Raw genomic sequence first — 24,118 nt, forward strand, 5'->3', positions numbered from 1 at the left:
GAGAACACCATGAGTTTTCAACAAGGTTTAAGCGGATTAAACGCAGCATCAAAAACATTAGAAGTGATTGGCAACAACGTATCGAATGCCAACACGGTTGGGTTTAAACAATCACGTGCTGAGTTTGCCGATGTATTTGCTAATTCACTGACTGGCAGCGGCACTTCACAAATTGGGATTGGTACCAAAATTTCTACAGTGGCCCAGCAATTTACACAAGGCAATATCACTGGCACCAACAATCCTTTAGATATTGCGATTAATGGCGGTGGCTTCTTCCGCATGAGCAATGACGGCGCGATTACTTATACTCGCAATGGTCAATTCCAAATGGATAAAGCTGGCTATATTGTGAATAGCGAAGGTAACCGTTTAACTGGCTATACAGCGGATGCATCAGGTGTGTTATCAGCTGGCGCACCGTCAGAACTCAACATCAACACCTCTGATTTACAACCAGAGGCCACCACTGAAGTCACTGGGATGGTGAACTTGGACTCTAGAAAAACTGCGTTGACTGCTGCTGGTTTTGATCCTGCAGATCCAACAACCTACCATAACTCTACTGCAGTCACGGTGTTTGATAGCTTAGGCAACGCACATAATGTACAAAGCTTTTTTGTAAAAACTGGCGCTGGCACATGGGATGTATTTACCACAGCAGATGGCGTACCTACCACGACATTGCCTACCCCTACTTCAACACTTACATTTAGCGGCACAGGTGTTGCACCTACTTCCGCACCTGCATTACCTACCGTTGGCTTTACACCTACCACCGGCGCAAACCCTGTTTCACTGACATTAGATTACAGCGACAGCACACAATTTGGCTCAGACTTTAGCGTGAGCGCGCCTAAAAAAGACGGCTACTCCTCAGGCAGTTTGGCAAGTTTTAGCACCAGCAACAACGGCATGATTATTGGCCGTTACACCAATGGTGAATCACGTGTATTAGGCCAAGTCGTATTGGCCAATTTTGCCAATCCAAATGGTTTGCAATCATTGGGTGGTAACGCTTGGGCAGAGAGTGGCACTTCTGGGGATCCATTGGTTGGCCCGCCAAACACTGGCAGTTTTGGCGTATTGCAATCTTCAGCAGTTGAAGATTCGAACGTCGACCTCACGGCAGAACTGGTCAATATGATTACGGCACAACGTGTTTATCAAGCCAATGCGCAAACCATTAAAACGCAAGACCAAGTATTACAAACCTTGGTGAACTTACGCTAATTTAATTAATTAGCGCTAATAGCTAAAAGTGCTTTAAAGGAGTAGACGATGGATAAAATGATATACACGGCCATGACAGGCGCAAAACATATCCTAGAACAACAGGCGACGACTGCGCACAACCTTGCCAATGCCACCTCTACTGGCTTTAAAGCACAAGTGGATTCGTTCCGTGCTGTGCCAATTATCGGCCAAGGCCTGCCTACACGCGCTTTTGTGGTGGACTCCACCGTGGGTGCGGATTTCAACTCCGGTGCGATTGAGCACACTGGCCGTGATTTAGATGTCGCAGTACAAGGCAATGGCTGGCTGGTAGTACAACGCCCGGATGGCTCTGAAGGTTACACCCGCAACGGCGCGCTTAAAGTCAATGAAAATGGCGTATTGCAAACCTCTAATGGCCTGACAGTCATGGGCGATGGCGGCCCCATCAGCATTCCACCCGATGTGACTGTATCGATTGGTAAAGACGGTACTATTTCATCGGTTTCTAACAACACCCTACCCGGCCCCTCTAGCGTCATTGGTCGTTTAAAATTGGTGAATCCCGATCTAAATAACCTGAAGCGTTCTGAAGAAGGTGTCTTTGTCACCAAAAACGGCACGCCGGCACCTGCAGACGCTAATGTCAGCGTGGTCGGTGGTGCGTTGGAAAGTAGCAATGTCAACGTCGTGGACTCTATGGTCAACATGATTAGCTTAGCCCGCCAGTTTGAAATGCAGATGAAATTGGTATCAAGTGCTGAGAATAACGCCAATAAAGCCAGTCAACTCTTCAATATGAGTTAGTTATGCCTGTATTAACATGGTGATAAGGTTAAGCAAATTGCTTACAACGCTATGTGAAAGGATGCATGATGATACGCTCACTTTGGATTTCAAAAACCGGTTTAGACGCGCAACAAACGCAAATGGACGTGATTGCCAATAACTTGGCTAACGTCAGTACCAGTGGGTTTAAACGCTCACGCGCCGTATTTGAAGATTTGCTCTATCAAAACATTCGCCAGCCTGGCGCACAGTCTTCACAACAAACACAATTGCCTTCTGGCTTACAGATTGGTACTGGGGTAAAACCCGTGGCCACTGAGCGTATTTTTACGCAAGGCAACTTACAACTCACCAGCAATGATAAAGACGTGGCGATTCAAGGCCAAGGCTTCTTTCAAGTACTGCTGCCAGATGGCACTACTGCTTATACCCGTGATGGTTCTTTTCAAATGGATAGTCAAGGTCAATTAGTCACCTCTAGCGGCTTTCCGGTACAACCTGCCATTACCATTCCAGCCAATGCACAAAGTCTCACCATTGGGCGTGATGGCGTGGTATCGGTGACCACCACAGGTGCTACTGCGGCCACCCAAATTGGTCAGCTGCAACTTGCTACGTTTATTAATCCGGCCGGCCTCATGGCTAAAGGCGAAAACTTGTATGTGGAAACCACGGCTTCTGGCAATGCCAACACCAATAACCCAGGTAGCAATGGCGCTGGTTTGCTGACACAAGGCTATGTAGAGACTTCTAACGTGAATGTGGTGGAAGAGCTGGTCAACATGATTCAAACGCAACGTGCGTATGAGATCAACAGCAAAGCCATTACTACGTCTGACCAAATGCTACAAAAACTCACGCAAATGTAATGGTTGTTTAACCACCTAGCGAGATGCATATGAACAAGTTATTGAAATACGTATTACTGATTGCGACCATGGCCATATTAGGCGCATGCTCCATTACGCCAGATAGCATCGTGAAACAGCCAACCACGGCCAGACCACAAGCCGCTGCTGCAGTACCTGTGAAATCCGGTGCGATTTTTAATCAAGCCGCTTACCGCCCTTTATTTGAAGATCGTCGCCCACGTTATGTAGGTGATACCGTCACGGTGACGATTGCAGAAAATACCTCTGCTACCAAAGCAGGTGGGAGTTCCGGCAGCAAAGACGGCGAAATTGATGCTTCCATTGCTTCCTTCTTAGGCAAAGCTATTCCAAAAGCCACTATGTCTGCAAGCTCAGCTAGCAGCTATGAAGACAAAGCCGCGGCCAATTCTAGCAACGTATTTAATGGTGCCGTGACTGCTACAGTGGTCGAAGTGTTACCCAATGGCTTCTTAGTGGTGAGTGGTGAGAAACAAATCTCGCTGGATAAAGGCACAGAGTTTGTACGCTTCTCCGGTGTGGTCAATCCAGACACGATTACGATTGGTAACGTAGTGAGCTCTACCAAAATTGCAGATGCACGTATTGAATACCGTACGAACAGCAAAATTGATGCGGCAGAGGTTGCCTCTATGTTCGCACGTTTCTTCTTGAGTATCAGCGCACTGTAAGGACCTATCCCATGCATGTTCAATCTTACAAACTGATGCAACATATAAGTCACCTCATCTCTGGGGTGCTTTGTGTATGCTTAATCAGTGCAGCAATGTTTGCGCCCAGTGCACAGGCAGAGCGCTTAAAAGACATTACCTCTATTCAAGGCGTACGTAGCAACCAATTGATTGGTTACGGCTTGGTAGTAGGCTTGGATGGCACTGGCGACCAAACCACACAAACCCCTTTTACCGTGCAAAGTATTATCAGCATGATGCAACAAATGGGTGTGAATTTACCACCCGGCACCAACCTGCAACTTAAAAATGTGGCTTCTGTGATGGTGACCAGCAGCCTGCCTGCATTTGCACAACCTGGTCAAACCTTAGATATTACTGTCTCCTCTATGGGTAACGCCAAGAGCTTACGTGGCGGTACCTTATTGATGACACCACTCAAAGGTGCTGACGGACAAATTTACGCCATTGCACAAGGTAACTTGGTGGTGGGCGGTGTAGGTGCTTCTGCTAATGGCACGCAAACACAAATCAATCACTTAAGCGTCGGTCGAGTGTCTGAAGGTGCTACCGTAGAGCGCGCCCTACCCAACCCTATCGCACAAAGCGGTAGCGTGAATTTAGAGTTAAAAGAAAGCGACTTCTCTACAGCGAGCATGGTGGTGGATGCGATTAACCGTCGTTTTGGCCAAAACACAGCGTTTGCAGAAGATGGCCGTGTGATTAAAGTGCGCACGCCAGAAAACACTAACCGGGTTGCATTTCTAGCGTCTTTAGAGTCGATCAATGTCACACCGTCTGCTACGCCTGCCAAAATCATCTTGAATGCACGTACTGGCTCCGTAGTAATGAACAAGGCCGTGACATTAGACAGCTGCGCAGTTTCTCATGGCAATCTGTCTGTGGTCATTAACACTGCACCTGTCATCAGCCAACCTGGTGCATTCTCAGATGGCACAACGGTATCGACAGCGGTTTCACAAGTCGACATTACCAAAGAGCCTGGCAAAGTATTGAAATTAAACAGTGGTGCCAATTTATCTGATGTGGTCAAAGCATTGAATGCGATTGGCGCGACCCCGCAAGACCTGTTAGCCATATTGCAAGCCATGAAAGCGGCTGGCGCATTGCGTGCGGAACTTGAGATTATCTAACCATGATAGACGGCGCAGACTTAACCGGAAAAGTAGCGTTTGATGCCAACGGCTTGAATCAACTCAAGCGCGCGGCCAAAGAAAACTCGCCCGAAGCACTCAAAGCCGTTGCCAAGCAGTTTGAATCTGTATTGATGAATATGATGCTGAAAAGCATGCGCGATGCCAACCCGCAAGATGGTGCGTTTGATAACGAGCAAAGCAAGATGTTTACTTCGATGCTCGACCAGCAATTGAGTAGCAATTTAAGCGCAAAAGGCTTGGGGCTTGCCGACGTGTTGGTGCGCCAACTGAGCAAAACCACACAAACAGCAGTGGATAACGTAGGCCAGATGTTAGAGAAAGTGCCCGCCTCTGCCAGCGATTTAGTGGACAGCCTGATTGCACCACATTTATCGAATTCCACAGATAAAAAAACTAACGCAGTCACGCCAACCGATAGTACAGAAAAACCAGCCAAAAGCAGCAGTATCGGTGAAAGAGTCACAGAAAGCATCTCAGGCTTTTTAAAAGAAATGGTGCAACATGCCAAAGCTGCAAGTCGTAGCACGGGCATGCCATCACATTTAATGCTAGGTCAAGCTGCATTAGAAACCGGTTGGGGCAAAAAAGAAATCAAAGCAGCGGATGGCACACCCAGCTATAACTTGTTTGGTATTAAAGCCACTGGCAACTGGCAAGGTAAAGTAGTAGAAGCCACGACCACAGAATATATCAATGGGGTAAAACAAAAACGTATTGAAAAATTTAGAGCTTATGACAATTACGCAGAATCTTTTAAAGACTTTGCCAACATGATGAAAAGCAATCCGCGTTACCAACAAGTAGTGGCGAATACGCACAATGTTGAACACTATGCACAGGCCATGCAAAACGCTGGTTACGCGACAGACCCTGCTTATGCGAAGAAGTTAAGCAGCGTGATTCAGAAAATTATGTCTACTTAAGCGGTGATAATGCATGTAATAAAAAAACCAATGCGCATTAAAGTTTTGAAAGATAGTGCCGTTAGGCAACTTATGAGGACTAAAAGGACCATATCATGGCTTCCAATATATTAAGTATCGGCAAGAGCGCACTTAACGCTGCGCAAATTGGGCTCAGTACCACTGGGCATAACATTGCCAATGCCTCTACGCCTGGCTATTCCCGTCAAATAGTGGTGCAAGCAGCAGCGCAAGCACAGAACTTTGGTTATGGGTTTATCGGCCAAGGTGCAGAAGTCACTGGCGTAACACGCGTGTATAACGAGATTCTTGCTCGCCAAATGATTAGCTTGCAATCAACCAGTGCAGCTTATACCACCTATGGCAATCAACTGAATGCGATTGACAACATGCTGTCAGATGAAGCCTCAGGCTTAAATCCGGCCATGAACGATTTCTTTGCCAGCGTACAGGCATTAGCATCTAAACCGAATGACATTCCAACACGACAAACCATGCTGTCCAATGCACAGTCATTGGCTAGCCGTTTAAATAGTATGGATAGCCGCCTGAATGAAATTGAACAGGGCGTGAATAACCAATTGGTCTCCAGTGTCAATTTGGTCAACAACTACGCCAAACAAATTGCCAGCCTCAACGATATTATTGAGCAATCGATCAGCACGACAGGTAATGTGCCGAATGATTTAATGGATCAGCGCGACCAGTTGATTTCTGAATTAAGCAAACAGATTAAAACCACGGTTGTACAGCAAAACCAAGGCACATATAACGTTTTTATAGGCAATGGCTTACCTTTGGTTGTTGGAGAAGACACTTATAATCTAGTCACAACCACTTCGCCAACAGACCCATCACGCATCGAAGTTGGATATCAAAGCGCATCTAAAGTCACTGTATTAGGTGCATCCAATTTATCTGGTGGTGCAATAGGCGGTTTGATACAGTTCAGAAGTGAATCGCTCGACCAAGTGCAAAACCAAATTGGCCAAATTGCTGTGGCATTGGCAGGCGCATTCAATACACAACATGCGCAAGGTTTAGACCGAAACGGTGACCCAGGTGGCATTTTGTTTAACATTCCTGTGCCCGTTGCCACAAGCAGCAGCGCAAACACCAGCAATGGCGAGTTAAGCGCACAAATTGTGGACCCAAGCTTGGTGACAAGTAGTGACTATCGCGTGCAGTACGATGGTAGTAATTATAAAATTACGCGCTTGAGCGATCAAACCTCTCAAACGTTTGCTAGCTTACCGCTAACCATAGATGGGTTAACTATCTCGCAAGCGAGTGGTACCAATAATGCGGGTGATGACTTTTTAATCCGCCCGACTGCGAATGCAGCAGCTACGATGTCATTAGCCATTACCGATGTGAACAAACTGGCAGTGGGTAGCCCGGTATTGAACCCGACATTAGGGGTTGGCAATACAGGTACTGGTGCCATTAGTGCAGCAAAAGTGGATGGCACTTATGCAAGTAGCCCGCTCAGCACAGCGCTTAACTTTACCTATACCAGTGGTTTACCAAGCACACTCACACTAGCACCTTCTACATTACCGGTGACTGTGACTTATGGTGGCGTTAGCACCACCTACCCTGCTGGCGCGCCTATCACTTATACCAGTGGTGCAACCATATCCGTCGCAGGAACTAGTTTTGCAATTTCCGGCGCGCCTGCCAATGGCGATCAATTCAATATTGCACCAGGTACAAGCACAGGCAGTGCTGACAACCGTAATGGCTTATTGTTAGCTGGGTTGCAAACCGCCGGCAATGTGGCGATGACAGGCTCCACGAGCAAGAACACGTTTACCACTGCATTCTCACAAGCGGTGAGCAGCGTTGGTAATAAAACACGTGAACTTAAAGTCACTGGCGAAGCAGAAACCAAAGCATTGGCACAAGCTACAGCGGCGATGCAATCAGAATCCGGGGTGAACCTAGATGAAGAAGCCACTAACTTAATTCGTTACCAACAAGCGTATCAAGCAGCGGGCAAAATGATGCAAATTGCGAGTGATTTATTTGATGTATTACTGCAAATCGGCTAAAGACGTCGTAGCAAAAAGGAAATAATATGCGTATTAGCACCAATACTTTATTTGATAGCGGCATTCAAAAGATTACAGGCTTGCAATCTGATCAAGCGCGCTTGCAAGGTCAAATTTCTACCGGAAAGCGCTTTACAACGCCTTCTGATGATCCTGTAGCCGCAGCACGCGTGCTTGAGATTTCGCAGCAAAAAGAAATGAATGCAACCTACGCAAATGTGCGTACCGTGGCTAAAACGAATTTAGAAACCATAGAAGCTAACTTAACTAACATCACCAATTTGATGGTGGCCGCACAATCTACATTGGTTGGCGCAGGCAATGGTGCTTACTCTAATTTGGAACGCAGTTTTGTGGCAACAGATCTCAAAAACTCGCTGGAAGCACTAGTAGGCATGGCTAACGGTAAAGATGCTTATGGCAACTACCTATTTTCTGGTTTTAAATCTGAAACCGCACCGTTTACGGCCAACACCACCGGCGCAACTTACAATGGTGATAGCAATGTGCAGCAACTGCAAGTAGATTCACAGCGCCTGATGGATGTGAGCGTCAGCGGTAGTCAGTTGTTCTTAGCCAATGGGAATGACGTGTTTGCCACGCTCAATGATATCGTCAACTTGCTCAACACGCCGATTACCGATGCCACTACCCAAGCCAATTTTTCTAATGGTTTGGCTACAGCCATTACTAAAATGCAATCGTCTGTAGACAACATCATGAATGTACGCGCTAGCGTGGGTTCTAAGCTCAATGAATTAGACAACTTGGATATCTCTGGGCAAGACCGTGATTTGCAATATGCAAGCTCACTGTCAGACATTCAAGATTTAGACTACGCGGAAGCGCTATCTGAGTTCTCTAAAAATCAAACCATTATGGAAGCGGCGCAGAAGTCATTCTCTTCTACCGCGCAACTCTCGTTGTTTGATTTTATTTAGTCCGAATTAAGCTAGCTTAAATAGCTGCGTGCACCTTTCCATGTGCAATATGCATCACATGGTCTGTTAACTGCGTAATTTCGTCCATGGAATGGCTAACATAAATCATGGGAATCTCTACCTCTTCGGCCACGCGCTTTAAATAAGGCAAAATCTGACTTTTTAAGCGTTTATCGAGCGAGGCCAGCGGCTCATCCAGCATCAATAAACGTGGTTTGCTCATTAAAGCCCTGCCTAGTGCTACGCGCTGCTTCTCACCGCCAGATAATTGATAAGGCTTTTGCCTTAACAAACTACCCAACTCTAATAGGGCAGTAATTTCCTCCAAGCCTTTTTGCTGTGCGGCGGATTCAAACCGGTGCGCGCCATAGCGTAAGTTTTTTTCTACAGACAAATGAGGGAACAAGCGATGATCTTGAAACACCAGCCCGATTTGGCGCTGATGAACCGGTATGTCTATCTTTTGCTGCGCATCAAACAAGGCAACACCATCAATCACAATACGGCCACTGTCCGGGTGTGCAATGCCGGCGATCACGTTTAATAGCGTTGATTTTCCGGCACCAGAAGGCCCAAATAGCGCAGTGACTCGGTGCGTGAGCGCAACATACGCATCCAGCTTAAAACGCTTTCTACTGAGTGTGGCGACAATCTCAATCATCTTGATGCTCAATATGTCGGTTGGCTTTGCGTTCGAGCTTCTCACTTAACATTAAAGCCCCTAGCGCCAGCAACAAACTCAAAATCACCAATCTCAGCGCTGGAATATCGCCATCCGGCACTTGTGTGTAAGTGTAAATAGCCAATGGCAGCGTGCGCGTCTCCCCTTCGATATTACCCACAAAGGTAATGGTCGCACCAAACTCTCCCAAGCTACGGCTAAATGCCAGAATCAGCCCAGTAATGATGCCCGGCAACGCCAAAGGCAAGGTAATGGTGAAGAACACACGCAAGGGATGCGCGCCCAAAGTTTGGGCTGCAATTTCTAATTGGCGATCGACCTGTGCGATGCCTTGGCGCGCAGCACGTACCAAAAGCGGAAACGCCATGACCGCCGATGCGACCACCGCCCCCACCCAAGTAAAAGCTAAGCTGATGCCAAAATACTCGTATAAATACTTGCCAATCCATCCCTGCCGTCCCAACAGCACCAGCAAGATAAAGCCTGGCACCACGGGTGGCAGCACCATAGGCAAATGCACCAAACTATCTAATAGTGATTTTCCGTAAAAAGACTTACGTGCTAGCAACCATGCTGTGGCAATCGCTGGAATGCTGATGACAAGCACACAAAAAATTGCTACTTTCAACGAAAGTAGCAATATGGTGAGTTCTGCGGGCGTAAACTTAACCAGCTCTAACATCTATGTTGTATATCCTGCCATTGATCAAAATATCCGACTGTTGTCTCGAAAAAAATTACCCGTTTATTTTGCAAGTACTGTAAACCCATATTTGGTAAACACGGCGTGCGCCTGAGGCGAACTCAAGTAACGATAAAACCCAACGGCATTGCTACTAGCACCTACCACCAAGCCTAACGGATACACAATCGGCTCATGGCTGGATTCCGGAAACTTAGCCACAATCTCCACTTTATCCGAAATATTCGCATCTGTCTCATAGACGATACCTGCATCACACTCACCACGCTCTACCAGCACCAGCGCAGAACGCACATCTTGTGTACCGACCAGTTTTGGCGCAAGCGATGACCACCAATTTAAAGCCGTTAAGCTTTGCTTAGCATAAATACCCACTGGTACAGCCGCAGGATCCCCTGTGCACAGCTTGCCAGAAAAGGCCGCAGCAATATCAAAGCCCTTTTCCATATTCACTTTAAAGCGTTTACCTGCAGGCGCAATCAATACCAGCTGGTTACCCAATAAGTTGACTTGTGTATTGGCTTGTATCAATTTTTTGTTTTGCAGATATTGCATCCACTGTGTATCGGCAGAAATAAAAATATCTGCAGGCGCCCCCTTTTCAATCTGCTTAGCCAATGCAGACGAAGCCGCAAATGAAGTACGTATCTCCGTTTGATTAGCCGTATTCTCTTGCTCGTATTGCTTAGCGATTTGGCTAATCACATTGGTTAAGCTGGCGGCAGCAAACACCTTGATTGAGTCATCTGCATAGGCAACACGCATTGGCATCCATGCAGATACACATAAACTGACTAAAACTGCTAATTGCTTAATCATGAAATCACCTCTGTCTTCATTTGTATTAAAACGCACTCACAGAAATCTGTGTATAAAAGAAATCTGAATCATCACGACGCTCAGGATCCGTCAATTGCGATGTGGTCTCGGTGAAATCACCTGCCCAAAAATGTGCATAGCCCATACCAACGTTGACATATTTCCCCACTGGGAAGCGCGCAAGCAAATCAAATTCTTTGCCTAAATTTTTACCGCTCCTACCCGTGGTATCTCTTAGATTACCGCCTGCATTCCAGCGATCTTTTGCACTGTCCAAACGATACCAACCAAAGCCGGTATCCATTTTCAAACCGGGCAACCAAGTGACTACAGGTTCAAACTCCAAACGCACTTTGGGTGTTCTAATATTTTCCATCTGGATATAGTCATTGTTCGACCATGGCCTAGCAAAACCAAACAAACGTTCAAAACGCTCATTGCTGCCATCTGTAGGTTGCTTATCGCCACTTGCTACGCCATAAAATGCGCTCAAACGCGGTTTCCAAGGATGTGTAAAGGTATAACCGATTTCTGCATTATAGGCATACGCATCATGATCTAACGCTTCAATAAACACACCAGCATTGCTAAGGCGATCCTGATGTCCCCATTGTTGAGCATAGCTTGCGTCATAGTCCCAACCGGTTTTTCCAACAACGCCATAAACCCGTAAACCAGCGGTGTGAATTTCCCTATCAATTTTGGTGTTGGCCGCAGCCGCTTTGCCGTTAGCGTCATATTTCACTTTGCTGCCATCTTGCTTTAGCAATAGATAATATGGCTGCAAGGTCACGTATTCTGACCAACCACGCCAATCAGCAATCACCCCATAAAAATCTTGTGAGTGATCGACTTCATCCAGCTGCGTAGATAATCGCTGCATTGGCTTCATGGCGAACACATCAACTTGCCAATCGTTCTTTTGTTGACCAATGGTGGCACGTACACCCTGAAAATTGTTCGTGGTATTACGCCACTCGTTTCGTGCAATTAAGCGGCGATCCAAATATTCAAATGCCTGGCGGCCAGCTTTAATGCTGACAGTACGCGCATTGCCCAAATCGTCTTTACCCAACGGGGTGTTATCAAAATACAGCTCTGCATAGGCTTGAATCGGCTCTGCATAATTGATATCACGTGTATCAAACTCACGTGTAAATTGGCTATGGTTACGACGTGCATCTTCCACCTCTATGGCAAAGCGCAGTGGATCCAAAATATTCTTCACACCCAGATAGCCACGTGTTCTTAACAAAAATGGCTCATCAATACTGTCACGAGAACGCCGGAAATCATTGTCACGGTATTCGTAACGAAACCGGTAATCCAACCCAACATCTAACCAATCCACATCGGCAAATGTGTCATAGTCTTTTAACCATGTTTTGTTCAACTGTTTCACATAGCGTGGTGGCTCGGTATCGCGCAAGGTGCCATAGCTTTTCCGCTCTACATAGTAACTAGCTTTAGTATTGGTATCTTCTGCGTACAGTTGTGGTGTGAATGCCCCACTTATACTCATGATCAGCATGCTCAAATAATGCGTTTTCTTCATCCCTTGATTACCTATTGTTCTCGTTATTCCCATTTAATCATAACTATCGCTATATTCAAATAGGAATAGCGATAGTTATGATTAAAAAGAATGAAGTGAGGCGAGTTTATTTAAGTGCAGCGCTGATTTTTGTAATCTCGGCTTGCGCGGCTAGTTGAGATTTCACGATTAAATCTCGATAGGATTTAAGAATGGTTCGGCCAAACTCCGTAAGATGCGCGCCCCCGCCGTGCGCGCCACCCGGAGAGCTATGAACCAAAGGCTCGGTAAAGCATTTATTCATTACATCGACCAACTCCCATGCACGCCGATAAGACATTTTCATTTGTTTGGCGGCAGCAGAAATAGAACCGCAAGCGTCAATAGCTTCTAGCAAATCGGCCTTGCCTGGCCCCATTGCCACCTGGCTGCCAAAGCTGATGCGAATTTTAAGTGCTGGCGTTGTCATGAATTTGCCCGTAATGCCGATAGAGCAAATATCATATTTGAAAACAGGCGAAATTTCAGCCTGTTTAGAAATAATATTATTTTGTGATTTGCAACATATGGCTAGCACCTACATCAATCATCTTCTCCAATGGTTTGACAATGGTAGGCAGAGAAACTGCAAGTACGATAAAGCCGATGCTGATGGTGATTGGGAAGCCGATTCCAAAGATATTAAGCTGCGGTGCGGTTTTGGTGAGTATGCCTAGCGCCATATTGGTAATGAGCAACGCAGTGACTACCGGCAATGCCAAGAGTAAGCCTGAACTAAAAATCGTCTCACCCCAACTGGCAATTTTCATGGCATCAATGCCGTGACCATCCACTGCAATAGGCATCGCGGTAAAACTGTTCGCAAGCACCGAGACAAACATCAAATGCCCATCTAAACTTAAAAAGACTAACAAGCAAATCAATACCAAAAATTGGCTGACTGCAGTGGTTTGCCCTTCTGATTGCGGATCAAAAAAGCTGGCAAACCCTAAGCCCATGCTCATGCCTATCATGTGTCCGGCCAACTCAATCGCCACAAAAACTAAGCGCATAGCAAAGCCCATGGCAATGCCAATCATAAACTGCTGCACTAAGATGAGTAAGCCCTGAAAAGAAATGATATCTAAGGCAGGCATGGCGGGTATGGCAGGCATCATCGCTAGTGTTAGCACAATGCCATAACCCAGCCTGACACGTTGCGGAATAGCGGTATGGCTAAGAATAGGCGCTACTGCGATAAAACCTAAGATGCGTGTCAACGGCCAAAGCAGGCCGACAATCCATGCTTGTAATAAATCGCTGCTGATTGTGACCATACTGCGGAATCGTGATGAGGGTTAATTAACTGGAGCCGCTGATTAGCCAGCCAATGTTGGAATACTGGTAAACACGGTGCGCATGTAGTCCACCATGGTCGTAAGCATCCATGGCCCTGCCACAACTAATGAGGCGACCACGCCAACCAACTTTGGAATGAACGAGAGTGTTTGCTCGTTAATTTGTGTCGCTGCTTGAAAAATACTCACAACCAAGCCAATGATGAGCACTACCAATAACACAGGCGCTGCCACAATCAAGGTGGTTTGCATGGCTTGCCCTGCTAAGGTCATTACACTTTCTGGCGTCATGATGTTTCCTTTTTATATACGTTTAGTTTTTGTATGTGTCACTGGATGTTTTAGCTAATGAAAGCTTTGTACCAGCGAACCCAGAATCAGTTGCCAGCCATCGACCAGCACAAATAACATGAGTTTGAATGGCAGTGCGACAATCGCAGGAGACACCATCATCATGCCCATCGCCATCAATACGCTTGCTACCACCATATCGATAATCAAGAACGGGATGAAAATAGCAAAGCCAATTTGGAAAGCCGTTTTCAGCTCACTGGTCATAAAAGCCGGCACCAATACGCGTAATGGCACCTGCTCTGGCGAGGCAATATTTTCAACCTGCGCCATATTGGCAAACAAAGCCAAGTCGCCTTCGCGCGTTTGTTTCATCATAAAGGTTTTGAGTGGTTCTACGCCTTTTTCCATGGCCACTTGCATGGTGATTTTGTTTTCAGACAATGGTTGATAAGCATCCACATAAATCTTGTCGATCACCGGGCTCATCACAAAAAATGTCAAAAATAAGGCCAAACCGATTAATACTTGGTTAGAAGGTGCAGATTGCGTACCCAAGGCCTGACGCAACAAAGACAGCACGATGATGATGCGTGTAAACCCGGTCATCATCAAAATAGCGGCAGGGATAAACGTCAGTGACGTCAGTAGCACCAGCGTTTGCAAGCTGAGTGTGTAATCTTGACCACCGCCAGCACTTGGAGTGGCATTAATAATGGGCAATCCATTTTCTGCCAGTGCAGCCAACGGCAGCATCCATAAACAGAATGCAATGACTAGAAAACGTAAGACTGGGTGTTTAAATCGTGAGATGTACATAGTTGTTCGCTTTAATCTCGTATTATTTTTGAGGGTTCTTTTGCATGGCTTGCTTCAACCAATTGGTAAATGGCTGTAGCGGGTCATGTTTCGGTGTAGGGGTTACCGATGTATTGGTATTGGCGGCTAGCGTCGCTGTCGCATCCGTATTAGGCTCTACGTTGGCAATGCTATTAACCTGACCATTGGCCACGCCTACTACTAGCCAACGCCCTGCTACTTCCAATACCACCACACGTTCGCGTGTGCCTACACTCACGCCGCCCACTACTTTAATCACAGAAGGTTGCGCAGTTACGCCAGGTAAGAATTTTTTAGCGCCCCAAGCAAACAAGGCCATGACACCAAGCACAACCACCAGTCCCATCACCATTTTTAATACACTCATGGTGGGGCTTGGTGCATTTGCAGTAGCAGCCAAGCCAGAGATGGCATAGCTGTTTAATACCAATAGTAAGAAAGCACGTAATAACATAATGACCTTTTGCTTGATTGCGCAATGCACTCAACCCTTGAGTGCACGCAAACCATTAACGGTTGATTTTGCGGATACGCTCAGCTGGCGTAATGATGTCAGTGAGGCGGATACCAAACTTATCGTTCACCACCACCACTTCACCCTGTGCAATTAAACAGCCATTCACCAGCACATCCATCGGCTCACCGGCCATGCCGTCTAGCTCCACTACAGAACCTTGTGCCAGTTGCAATAGGTTTTTAATCGCAATTTTGGTGCGGCCTAATTCAACCGTGAGCTGTACTGGAATATCCAAAATAAAATCGATGTCATTTTGTGTATCATGCAATTTATTGCTGGGGCTAAATTCGGTAAAGACCTGTGCCTTTTCAACGGTTTCTGCCTGCAATACTGAAGATTCAGCCGTTGCCTGCTCCGCCATGGCGGCACCCCAATCATCTTCCGCTATTGTTTCTACGCCGTTATCTGCCATTGTTTCGTCCATTTCTGTTTGAGTTTCTGCTGCTGAAGGATTAGTCGCCATTGGATTCGCCCCTTATGTATTCACTAGAGTTTGACCGTAGTAGTTTTTCTACGCGTAACGCATACTGACCATTAAAAATGCCGTATTTACATTCCATGACAGGAATGCCGTCAATCTGCGCCTCAATGGCATCATCAATACTGATAGGAATGACATCCCCAGCTTTTAAATTCAATATTTCGCCCAAATGCACTTTGGTTTTGGCCAAGTCCGCCACAATTTCTACTTCTGCCGCTTGCACTTGCTGCGTCATCAATTTGACCCAGCGCTTATCCACGCCTAACACCTCACCTTGTAAAGATGAAGTCAATAAATCTTTAATCGGCTCAATCATGGAGTAAGGGATGCAGAAGTGCATCTCGCCACTGGCTGGGCCAAGCTCGATATTGAAGGTGATTGCCACCACCACTTCATTAGGGGTAGCAATATTGGCAAACTGCGTGTTCATCTCAGAGCGGATATATTCGAAATTTAGTTGGTAGACTGGCTCCCAAGATTTACCATAAGTTTCAAAAACGATATTGAGAATGCGATGGATAATGCGTTGCTCGGTTTGCGTGAAATCACGGCCTTCCACACGTGTGTGAAAGCGACCATCGCCACCGAACATATTGTCCACCACTAAAAACACTAACGTGGGGTCTAACACCATCATGGCTGTACCACGTAGTGGGTTAGCATGAATCAGATTCAGATTGGTTGGCACCACTAAATTACGGATAAAGTCGGTGTATTTGATAATACGCACAGGGCCAACAGAAACCTCGACCGTACGGCGTAAAAAGTTAAATAATTCTATGCGCAATAAGCGGGCAAAGCGTTCGTTGATAATTTCCAGCGTAGCCATACGGCCACGTACAATGCGCTCTTGCGTGGCAAGATTGTATGAGCGCACACTGTCTTGGTCCGCCTCTTGTTTATCGTCGCCTTGATCGCCTTCAACGCCTTTGAGTAAGGCGTCAATTTCGTCTTGTGAGAGAAATTTATCTGACATAGCGTGCTCGATTGATCTTACTGAACCACGAAAGAAGTGAACAACACGCCTGTAACTTCTTGCGGTTTTTCACCAGCAGCATACGGTTTTTTCACTTCGGCCAGCATTTCTTCGCTTAGCGTCGCTTTGCCTTCAGAAGTAGAAATGTCTGATGCTTTTTTGCTGGTCAATAACATCAGCAAGCGATTTCTTACTGCGGGCATTTGTAACTTAATATGCTCAGCCACTTCTGGCCCAGCCACTTGCAAAGTCACATCCATTTGCAAGAATTTTTCATCGGGATCCGGTTGCAGATTCACGGTAAATGTTTCTAAAGCTAGGAACACAGGTGGCTTAGGCGCCTCTACATGTTTTTCGGCTTTTTTATCGGCATGTTTAGGCTTCATCAAATACCAAGCCGCACCGCCACCAACGCCCGCCAACACCAGCACCCCAGCTATGATAATCACTAGCTTCTTTTTAGAGGATTTAACCGGCGCTTCTGCTTCTTCGCCGCTCGTGTCTTGTTTTGGATCTTGTGCCATGTGTAATACCTTTCAACTCAATGACTACCTAGCTAATCGCACACCAAAGTGCACGTTGTATGGTGACATTATGAGAAAAAAAGTGCGTTGAACATGGTTAGATAAGAGATGTAAAAGACCGTCTAATCTCAGTTTTCAACGTATGGGCTGCCATTTGGCAACAGCAGTCCACCTTGATTGACGCAAAATCACACCCACGGCCCAGTATAAGACGAGGCCATAGTGATAGAAGTCTATTAGGCGAAGGTATCTACCAGGCCATTAGAAACACGCTGCACCACTACGCCGCTGCTAACAGTCTCTTCTGCTGTGTTTGTTGCCTGCGTCGACTGTTCTAAACGCTGCTGCGCACGCTGTTGCATGGCTTGCTCAAAATGGCGCTGTGACTGCGCTTGTGAGCTCACTTGCGCATTGCCAAGCTGCATACCAGAGTCTTGCATTTTATCGCGCAACATATTCATGCCATCCTGTAATGCTTGACGCACTTCCGGATTATCCGAAATAAAGGTGGTATCCACTTGATCATTCTCTACTTGGATCACCACTTGCAATGGTCCCAAATCCGGTGGGTTAAGTGTCAGTGTTGCAGATTGATCACCCGCACCTACCATCCACACCACTTTCTGATTCACTGCTTGGCTCCATTCAGGCCTACCAAATGGCGTTGGGATTTCACTAGCTGCAGCCACGCTGGCTACCATATTGTCTGATAACTTATTAGCCACTGGTGCAACGGCTGCCATCTGAACCGGTACCGATTTCATTTCGATTTCTTTAAACTCTTTGTCGCGCACCAAGGTTTGATTAATTGCTTGATCGCCTTTTAAGGGCACAGCCTGATCATCAGCAGCTAGCTCCGGTGCTTGGTTGCTGCTATCGGCTGATTCGTGCAAAGCAGTATCCGTGACTTGCGCGCTTTTAGCTTCTACACCCGTCCAAGGCAATGCATTTTTCGCAGAGGCACCGGCACGCTCACCCAACGCTAACTCACCACTTGCAGCAGGATCAGTTGCTACTGCATTGGCTTGCTGAGTATTCAACTGTGCGGCAGGCTGCAAGCCCATTTGCATCAATATTAAGTCTTGTATCGGCGGCAAATTTTCTTCAGCTTTCTCGTCTAAATCTGCTTTCGGTATCAACGTCGATTCACTTAACACCACGCCATCCGCTGCAGCACTGTCTGTATCCGCTGCTTTGTTTGGAGTGGTAGCCGTGTTGCCTGCGGGTTTAGCGCTATCGGCAGCCTCACTAGCCTCTGTTTTTTGCTGCTTTACCTGTTTCTTTAATAGCTCGGCAAATGCATTCGGCGCACTGTTCACGGCACTATCCGCGCCTAAATTGGCCATATTGTTTTGATTAGCCGCTTGTTTTGTCGGTGCCGCTTTGGCGATCTGTAATGCTAAATTTTGCATATCACTATTCCTAGTTAGCTATATTTCGTTCAGTTAAATAACACTGTATTTACTTGGCTTGCCGGCCAATACGGCTGGCAAACTCATCCATTAATCGTTGCTCTTTCTTTTGCGTGGCTTTCAGTTGCTTATCGCTATCACGCTGCTCTAACACATCGTAAGAAAGCTTTTTGCGTTGCGATTCTTTCCAACGCTTTTTCTGTATCAATACATGGTGCTGTGCCGATACCAACATTTCAAACTGCCCTTTTACCGCTTGGTCCAACTTGCGGAAAAACCCTTGAAAGTTTTGGTACGCTTGTGCGCCAATGCCGGTTTCTAAACTCTGCTGCAAGTTCTTGCTATAGTCGTTACGGTATTCCACCAACAAATCGTATTTAGATTGCGCTTCATCGGCAATTTTCATGGCTTCTGCCAATGCCTCAGTCGCTGTATCCACTTCTTTTTGGGCAATGTCTTTTAACATACTCATTACACCTGCGGCGCGTGTTGCCATACTTCATTACCCTTCTCATGACGCTCATTGTTATTGTTTAAATGAATTTACTTACATTAATCTGCCAGTACATGCGCTAAAAACTGCACGCTTTCTTCCATATCTGCACGCTCAGAAATATCTTGCTGTAAAAATCGCTCAATCAATTCGTGTTTTGCAATCGCTGTATCCAACACAGAGTCAGACCCCGCCTCGTACGCGCCCACGCTAATCAAATCAATGCTGCGCATGTAGCGCGAATTCAATTGCTTTAACTTACGTGCTAGTTTCTGATGATCCGGACTCGTAATGTTATGCATAGCGCGGCTAATGGATTGCTCCACATCAATGGCTGGGTAATGGCCGCTCTCGGCCAAACTACGGCTGAGTACAATGTGGCCATCCAAAATCGCACGGGCCGCATCCGCAATGGGGTCTTGTTGATCATCGCCTTCGGTCAATACCGTATAAAACGCAGTAATCGAGCCTTCACCTTCGGCACCATTCCCTGTGCGTTCTACTAACGCTGGCAGTTTTGCAAATACAGAGGGCGGATAACCTTTGGTCGCCGGTGGCTCGCCAATGGCTAAAGCAATCTCACGTTGCGCCATGGCATAACGTGTAAGTGAATCCATGATCAGCAATACGTTTTTACCTTGATTGCGGAAGCTCTCGGCAATCGTGGTCGCGTAGTTGGCGCCCTGTAAACGCATTAGCGCAGAAGCATCAGCAGGCGCTGCCACAACAACAGAGCGTGCCAAACCCTCAGGCCCTAAAATTTGTTCAATAAACTCTTTTACCTCACGGCCCCGCTCGCCAATCAAACCCACTACAATCACATCCGCAGTGGTGTAACGTGCCATCATGCCTAGGAGTACACTTTTACCTACGCCGGAGCCAGCAAATAAGCCCATGCGTTGGCCACGGCCTACCGTGAGCATGCTGTTAATCGCTCTCACACCTACGTCCAATGTTTCTTGAATAGGAGCACGTGACAACGGATTGGTCGGTCTTGCACTGAGTGGCGCACTCTCGGTCACTTCAATTTTTCCCAAATTATCCAATGGGTTACCAGCACCATCCACTACGCGACCTAGCAACGCATCGCCCACTGGCAAATGGCGTGCACGGTCATTGACTCTGCGGCGAGGTGGTCGGCCTGCGGTAGGTTTAGGTAAGGTTTCAGCCACATCCATGGCAAAGACTTTGGCGCCTGGCACCACACCATCTACACTGCTTTGTGGCATTAATAATAAGTGTTCGCCATCAAAGCCCACTACTTCGGCTTCTACGCGGCTACCTTCAGATAAAGGTACATAACAAGCGCTACCAATCGGCAATTTAATGCCAGCGGCTTGCATCACCAAGCCCGTCAGTTTGGTAATACGCCCAGCAATTTCCAGCGGCTCTACAAGTTGCAGCACCTCGTTGCAATCACGTAGGTAGCTATGCCAGCGCTGATGATGCACATTTTGCGTAGATTGCATCATGGCAATAACCAATCATCATGTTTAGCTAAGGCTTCAGTAATACGTTTCCAACGCATGCCATTGCTGGCATCAATTTGATTAGCACCGGTTTCCACCAGACAGCCGCCACGTTCAATGCTGCTGTCTTCCTGAATCTGCCATTGTTGGCTTGAAATTTCTTCTGCAAGATATTCACGCAAGATATGTGCATCTTCGTGATGTACCAAAATACGTGCTGGCTTTTGTACGTGTGGTAAATAATGAATCGCATCCACCACCACTGGAATGACGGCTGCAGCATCTACATTTAACTTCACTTTAAGCATGGATTTAGCAATATCCAGCGCCAATGCAAGTAAATCTTCCGCAATGGCTTCATCGGTTTTTTCTAGCGCTTGATTAAAATTTTGCATGATGGTCAAAAACTGTTGGCGCTCTTCTTCCGCATGTTCTCTGGCTTTGGCCATACCCACGGCAAAGCCCTCTTGCACGCCTTTGGTGTAGGCTTCTTTACGTATATTTTCAAGAATCGCATTCACTGCGTGATCTGTTTCTTCCAACTTTTTCTTAGGCTTAGCAGCCATTGCCGGGCTGGGTTTATCCTCACCAAAGGATGACATTTCCCAACGTTGATAGGCTGTTTGTTGTTCTTTTGGAATCGCCATATTTGCCATCTATTACACCTTTATAATTACACTGCTATACGTACTGATCGTCTGTACCCTTGCCAGCCAACATAATTTGGCCTTCATCGGCAAGTCTTCTTACAATTTGCAGAATTTGTTTTTGTTGTGCTTCCACCTCAGAGAGCTTGACTGGCCCTTTGCTCTCCAAATCTTCTCTCATCATTTCTGCCGCGCGGGTAGACATGTTCTTGAAGATTTTGTCGCGCATTTCTTCGGTAGCACCTTTTAGCGCAATAATCAGCATTTCAGATTGCACTTCACGCAACATGACTTGGATACCTTTGTCATCAATATCTAAAATGTTGTCAAACACAAACATTTCATCCATGATTTTTTGCGCCATGTCATCGTCGTAATTTTTCAAACCTTCCATCACGCTGGCTTCGTTGTCGCCGCTCATGTAGTTCATAATCTCGGCCGCCACTTTAATGCCGCCCATGGTTTGTTTTTTGATGTTCTCATTGCCTGTCAGCAACTTGGTCATCACATCGTTCAGTTCTTTTAGAGCGATTGGCTTTACACCATCCAACGTTGCAATCCGTAACATCACGTCCTGACGTAACCTATCGGTAAAATGTCCAATGATTTCAGATGCTTGGTCTGGATCCAAATGCACCAGAATCGTAGCAATAATTTGTGGGTGCTCATTTTTAATAAACTCCGCCACAGTAAACGCATCCATCCATTTCAAGCTCTCAATGCCGCTGGCATCGCGCGATGACAAAATGCGGTTGAGCAAGTTAGAAGCTTTATCGTCACCCAAAGCCTTGGTTAGCACAGAGCGGATATACTCATCTGAATCCAAACCAAAATCACTGCTCTGCTCGGCCTCAGTTAAAAATTCCGTCACCACAGTCTCTACTTGTTCACGCCCTACTGATTTCATGGTGGCCATGGCCGAACCTAGTTTTTGCACTTCTTTCGGGCTCAAATACTTCATCACCTCTGCGGCGCCATCTTCGCCCAAGGTCAGCATCAAAATTGCACTGCGCATTACACCGGCATCACTCATATCTGCTACTCATTTCCATTTGTCCAATTGGAGACCACGCTTGCTACCATTCTTGGGTTATCTTTGGCTAGCTGCTTTACCACTTCAAGATTTTGCGCATAACCAGGTGCACCCAACGTCATTTGAGGTTGTCCACTGATATTCACAATTGCATCTTGGCCAGCCTCTTGCTGTGCCTGACCCAACATTTTAGGTTGTGACAATGGGCTAGAAAGTTTGGCCAATAAAGGCTTAAGCAAGCGTGTATACACCAAGAACAACACCACAATACCCACCAAGAAGCGCAAGCCATCTTTGCCATATTCCACAGCCACTGGGTTTTCCCACATCGGTACCTCTGGTAGGATTTCAGTCGGCTCACCAGCAAACGAGCTATTCACTACGGTAAGTGAATCACCGCGTTCTTTGTTAAAGCCCATGGCCTGCATGGCTAAGTCATTAATCTGTTGCTTCTCAGCTGCTGTTAATGGGCGGTAAGTCACTTTGCCTTTCTTATCAGTGACAGGCATGTTGTTGACTACCACGGCTACGTGTAAACGTTTCACGCCACCTTTAGGCTGCTGCACATATCGTACGGTCTTATCTACCTCATAATTGGTTGTGGTATTTTTTTGTGTGCTTGTCGCTGCACCACCTGCATTGGCCGTAGCGCCAGCTGCATCTGCCGATGTATCGATCGGTGCGGTTGAATTAGGTGGTGGTTGGTTAGATAAAGCACCTGGCACACCAGAAGCCTCTGCACCTGAGCCATTGCTAGACTCATTGCTTTGCATACTTCTAATCGCCATATCATCTTGTTTGTAATTAGGCTTATAAGTCTCAGCTGCTTGCTCAGTGGTAGAGAAATCAATCTCAGCGCTGGCCTCGGCACGTACGTTTTTAGCACCCACAATCGGCGTGATAATTGACTCCACACGACGCGCAATGCTTGATTGCATATCATCGACATATTTAATCTGGGTTTGATCTAACCCATTCGCCCCTTGTTTTTTAGAGGTATCTGAAAGTAAGTTGCCATTTTGGTCCACTACCGTCACATTGGTCGCTGGTAAGTTAGGTACGCTGCTCGCTACCAAATGCACTACCGCTGCCACTTGTTGTGGGTCTAAGGTTCTGCCGGGGTGTAAATTAAGTAATACAGATGCGGTTGGGTTTTGTTGATCACGCACAAATACGCTAGGTTTTGGAATGGCCAAATGGATACGCGCTACTTGCACCGCTGCAATCGCTTGAATGCTGCGCTCAAGTTCGCCTTCTAGTGCACGTTGAAAATTCACTTGCTCTACAAATTGAGAAACACCAAATTTTTGGTTCTCTAATAACTCAAAACCAATATTGCCACCTTTAGGCAAACCTTCAGAAGCCAGTTTAAGGCGTGCGGTATGTACTTGCTCGGCAGGCACTAAAATGGCAGAGCCGCTTTCAGAGAATTTGTATGGCACATTCATTTTCTCTAGCGCTGCGACAATCGAGCCACCATCTTTATCAGAATAGTTAGAGAATAAAATGCGGTAATCCGGTTGTTGACTCCACATCCAAAATACCACCATCACCGCAACTACTGCGGCCACGCCAGCCAGCAGCATAAGTTTGCTGCCCAACTGCGCTGCACTGGGTAATCCGTTGCCACTTACTAACACGGCGTCGTTGCCTGCTGCCATTGTGTAACCTCCAAAAACATCCTGTTCCAAAAGCATCT

At 46.5% G+C, this 24,118-nt stretch carries 26 protein-coding genes; 8 read left to right on the plus strand and 18 right to left on the minus strand.

Features of this window, described 5'->3' with window-relative positions; all coding sequences use genetic code 11:
* The first annotated feature begins 9 nt into the window (after nt 1-9).
* The 8 genes from flgE (at nt 10) to flgL (ending at nt 8,661) form a co-directional block, all read left to right on the plus strand.
* On the plus strand, nt 10-1,233 hold the full coding sequence (gene flgE, locus FG11_RS06130; protein WP_047533823.1) for a flagellar hook protein FlgE: 1,224 nt from the start codon (nt 10-12) through the stop codon (nt 1,231-1,233).
* Between the two features lie 48 nt (nt 1,234-1,281).
* A complete protein-coding gene (gene flgF / locus FG11_RS06135) occupies nt 1,282-2,022 on the plus strand; it encodes a flagellar basal-body rod protein FlgF (RefSeq protein WP_020182177.1) in 741 nt (246 codons plus the stop codon).
* A gap of 68 nt (nt 2,023-2,090) precedes the next feature.
* Entirely contained in the window at nt 2,091-2,873 is a 783-nt protein-coding gene (gene flgG, locus FG11_RS06140) for a flagellar basal-body rod protein FlgG (protein WP_047533825.1), read from the plus strand.
* A 29-nt stretch (nt 2,874-2,902) separates the two neighbouring features.
* Nucleotides 2,903-3,565 carry a flagellar basal body L-ring protein FlgH gene (locus FG11_RS06145; RefSeq protein WP_020182179.1) on the plus strand — a complete coding sequence of 221 codons (663 nt, stop codon included), beginning with the start codon at nt 2,903-2,905 and terminating at the stop codon, nt 3,563-3,565.
* Between the two features lie 95 nt (nt 3,566-3,660).
* Nucleotides 3,661-4,719 carry a flagellar basal body P-ring protein FlgI gene (locus FG11_RS06150; RefSeq protein ID WP_020182180.1) on the plus strand — a complete coding sequence of 353 codons (1,059 nt, stop codon included), beginning with the start codon at nt 3,661-3,663 and terminating at the stop codon, nt 4,717-4,719.
* Nucleotides 4,720-4,721: 2 nt separating this feature from the next.
* The gene (gene flgJ, locus FG11_RS06155) at nt 4,722-5,666 is read left to right on the plus strand and encodes a flagellar assembly peptidoglycan hydrolase FlgJ (protein ID WP_047533827.1); all 945 of its coding nucleotides are present in this window, start codon (nt 4,722-4,724) and stop codon (nt 5,664-5,666) included.
* 95 nt (nt 5,667-5,761) lie between these two features.
* Complete coding sequence (flgK, locus tag FG11_RS06160; RefSeq protein ID WP_047533829.1) at nt 5,762-7,720, plus strand: flagellar hook-associated protein FlgK; 1,959 nt, start codon at nt 5,762-5,764, stop codon at nt 7,718-7,720.
* Between the two features lie 26 nt (nt 7,721-7,746).
* A complete protein-coding gene (flgL, locus tag FG11_RS06165) occupies nt 7,747-8,661 on the plus strand; it encodes a flagellar hook-associated protein FlgL (RefSeq protein WP_025224434.1) in 915 nt (304 codons plus the stop codon).
* A 16-nt stretch (nt 8,662-8,677) separates the two neighbouring features.
* On the opposite strand, the gene modC is transcribed toward flgL, so the two are convergent.
* The 18 genes from modC to fliF form a co-directional block, all read right to left on the minus strand.
* Nucleotides 8,678-9,322, minus strand: a complete 645-nt coding sequence (modC, locus tag FG11_RS06170; protein ID WP_047533830.1) for a molybdenum ABC transporter ATP-binding protein — start codon at nt 9,320-9,322, stop codon at nt 8,678-8,680.
* On the minus strand, nt 9,315-10,025 hold the full coding sequence (gene modB, locus FG11_RS06175) for a molybdate ABC transporter permease subunit (RefSeq protein WP_020182185.1): 711 nt from the start codon (nt 10,023-10,025) through the stop codon (nt 9,315-9,317). Before modB ends, modC begins: the two co-directional genes overlap by 8 nt.
* A gap of 63 nt (nt 10,026-10,088) precedes the next feature.
* Nucleotides 10,089-10,865, minus strand: coding sequence for a molybdate ABC transporter substrate-binding protein (modA, locus tag FG11_RS06180; RefSeq protein WP_047533831.1), 777 nt, complete (start codon nt 10,863-10,865; stop codon nt 10,089-10,091).
* A 25-nt stretch (nt 10,866-10,890) separates the two neighbouring features.
* A complete protein-coding gene (locus FG11_RS06185) occupies nt 10,891-12,387 on the minus strand; it encodes an alginate export family protein (protein ID WP_235276351.1) in 1,497 nt (498 codons plus the stop codon).
* Nucleotides 12,388-12,526: 139 nt separating this feature from the next.
* On the minus strand, nt 12,527-12,868 hold the full coding sequence (locus FG11_RS06190) for a winged helix-turn-helix domain-containing protein (RefSeq protein ID WP_047535878.1): 342 nt from the start codon (nt 12,866-12,868) through the stop codon (nt 12,527-12,529).
* Between the two features lie 76 nt (nt 12,869-12,944).
* Nucleotides 12,945-13,715, minus strand: coding sequence for a flagellar biosynthetic protein FliR (fliR, locus tag FG11_RS06195; protein WP_047533833.1), 771 nt, complete (start codon nt 13,713-13,715; stop codon nt 12,945-12,947).
* Between the two features lie 42 nt (nt 13,716-13,757).
* On the minus strand, nt 13,758-14,027 hold the full coding sequence (gene fliQ, locus FG11_RS06200; protein WP_020182190.1) for a flagellar biosynthesis protein FliQ: 270 nt from the start codon (nt 14,025-14,027) through the stop codon (nt 13,758-13,760).
* Nucleotides 14,028-14,081: 54 nt separating this feature from the next.
* The gene (fliP, locus tag FG11_RS06205) at nt 14,082-14,783 is read right to left on the minus strand and encodes a flagellar type III secretion system pore protein FliP (RefSeq protein ID WP_051086438.1); all 702 of its coding nucleotides are present in this window, start codon (nt 14,781-14,783) and stop codon (nt 14,082-14,084) included.
* Between the two features lie 85 nt (nt 14,784-14,868).
* A complete protein-coding gene (gene fliO, locus FG11_RS06210; RefSeq protein ID WP_047533834.1) occupies nt 14,869-15,321 on the minus strand; it encodes a flagellar biosynthetic protein FliO in 453 nt (150 codons plus the stop codon).
* Between the two features lie 55 nt (nt 15,322-15,376).
* Nucleotides 15,377-15,847 (minus strand): flagellar motor switch protein FliN, encoded by a 471-nt coding sequence (fliN, locus tag FG11_RS06215; RefSeq protein WP_020182193.1) that lies wholly within the window; start codon nt 15,845-15,847, stop codon nt 15,377-15,379.
* Nucleotides 15,837-16,841, minus strand: a complete 1,005-nt coding sequence (gene fliM / locus FG11_RS06220; RefSeq protein ID WP_020182194.1) for a flagellar motor switch protein FliM — start codon at nt 16,839-16,841, stop codon at nt 15,837-15,839. The genes fliN and fliM overlap by 11 nt, the downstream gene beginning before the upstream one ends.
* Before the next feature lie 17 nt (nt 16,842-16,858).
* Complete coding sequence (fliL, locus tag FG11_RS06225; RefSeq protein WP_047533835.1) at nt 16,859-17,365, minus strand: flagellar basal body-associated protein FliL; 507 nt, start codon at nt 17,363-17,365, stop codon at nt 16,859-16,861.
* Nucleotides 17,366-17,601: 236 nt separating this feature from the next.
* Nucleotides 17,602-18,777 (minus strand): flagellar hook-length control protein FliK, encoded by a 1,176-nt coding sequence (locus tag FG11_RS13255; protein WP_052184963.1) that lies wholly within the window; start codon nt 18,775-18,777, stop codon nt 17,602-17,604.
* Nucleotides 18,778-18,826: 49 nt separating this feature from the next.
* A complete protein-coding gene (gene fliJ, locus FG11_RS06235) occupies nt 18,827-19,273 on the minus strand; it encodes a flagellar export protein FliJ (protein WP_020182197.1) in 447 nt (148 codons plus the stop codon).
* Nucleotides 19,274-19,329: 56 nt separating this feature from the next.
* Complete coding sequence (gene fliI, locus FG11_RS06240; RefSeq protein ID WP_088177901.1) at nt 19,330-20,742, minus strand: flagellar protein export ATPase FliI; 1,413 nt, start codon at nt 20,740-20,742, stop codon at nt 19,330-19,332.
* Entirely contained in the window at nt 20,739-21,395 is a 657-nt protein-coding gene (locus tag FG11_RS06245; RefSeq protein ID WP_047533836.1) for a flagellar assembly protein FliH, read from the minus strand. Before FG11_RS06245 ends, fliI begins: the two co-directional genes overlap by 4 nt.
* Before the next feature lie 25 nt (nt 21,396-21,420).
* Nucleotides 21,421-22,419 (minus strand): flagellar motor switch protein FliG, encoded by a 999-nt coding sequence (gene fliG, locus FG11_RS06250; protein WP_020182200.1) that lies wholly within the window; start codon nt 22,417-22,419, stop codon nt 21,421-21,423.
* A 5-nt stretch (nt 22,420-22,424) separates the two neighbouring features.
* The gene (fliF, locus tag FG11_RS06255; RefSeq protein ID WP_047533838.1) at nt 22,425-24,080 is read right to left on the minus strand and encodes a flagellar basal-body MS-ring/collar protein FliF; all 1,656 of its coding nucleotides are present in this window, start codon (nt 24,078-24,080) and stop codon (nt 22,425-22,427) included.
* Nucleotides 24,081-24,118: the final 38 nt, after the last annotated feature.

Source organism: Methylotenera sp. N17, assembly GCF_000799155.1.
Classification (GTDB): Bacteria; Pseudomonadota; Gammaproteobacteria; order Burkholderiales; family Methylophilaceae; genus Methylophilus.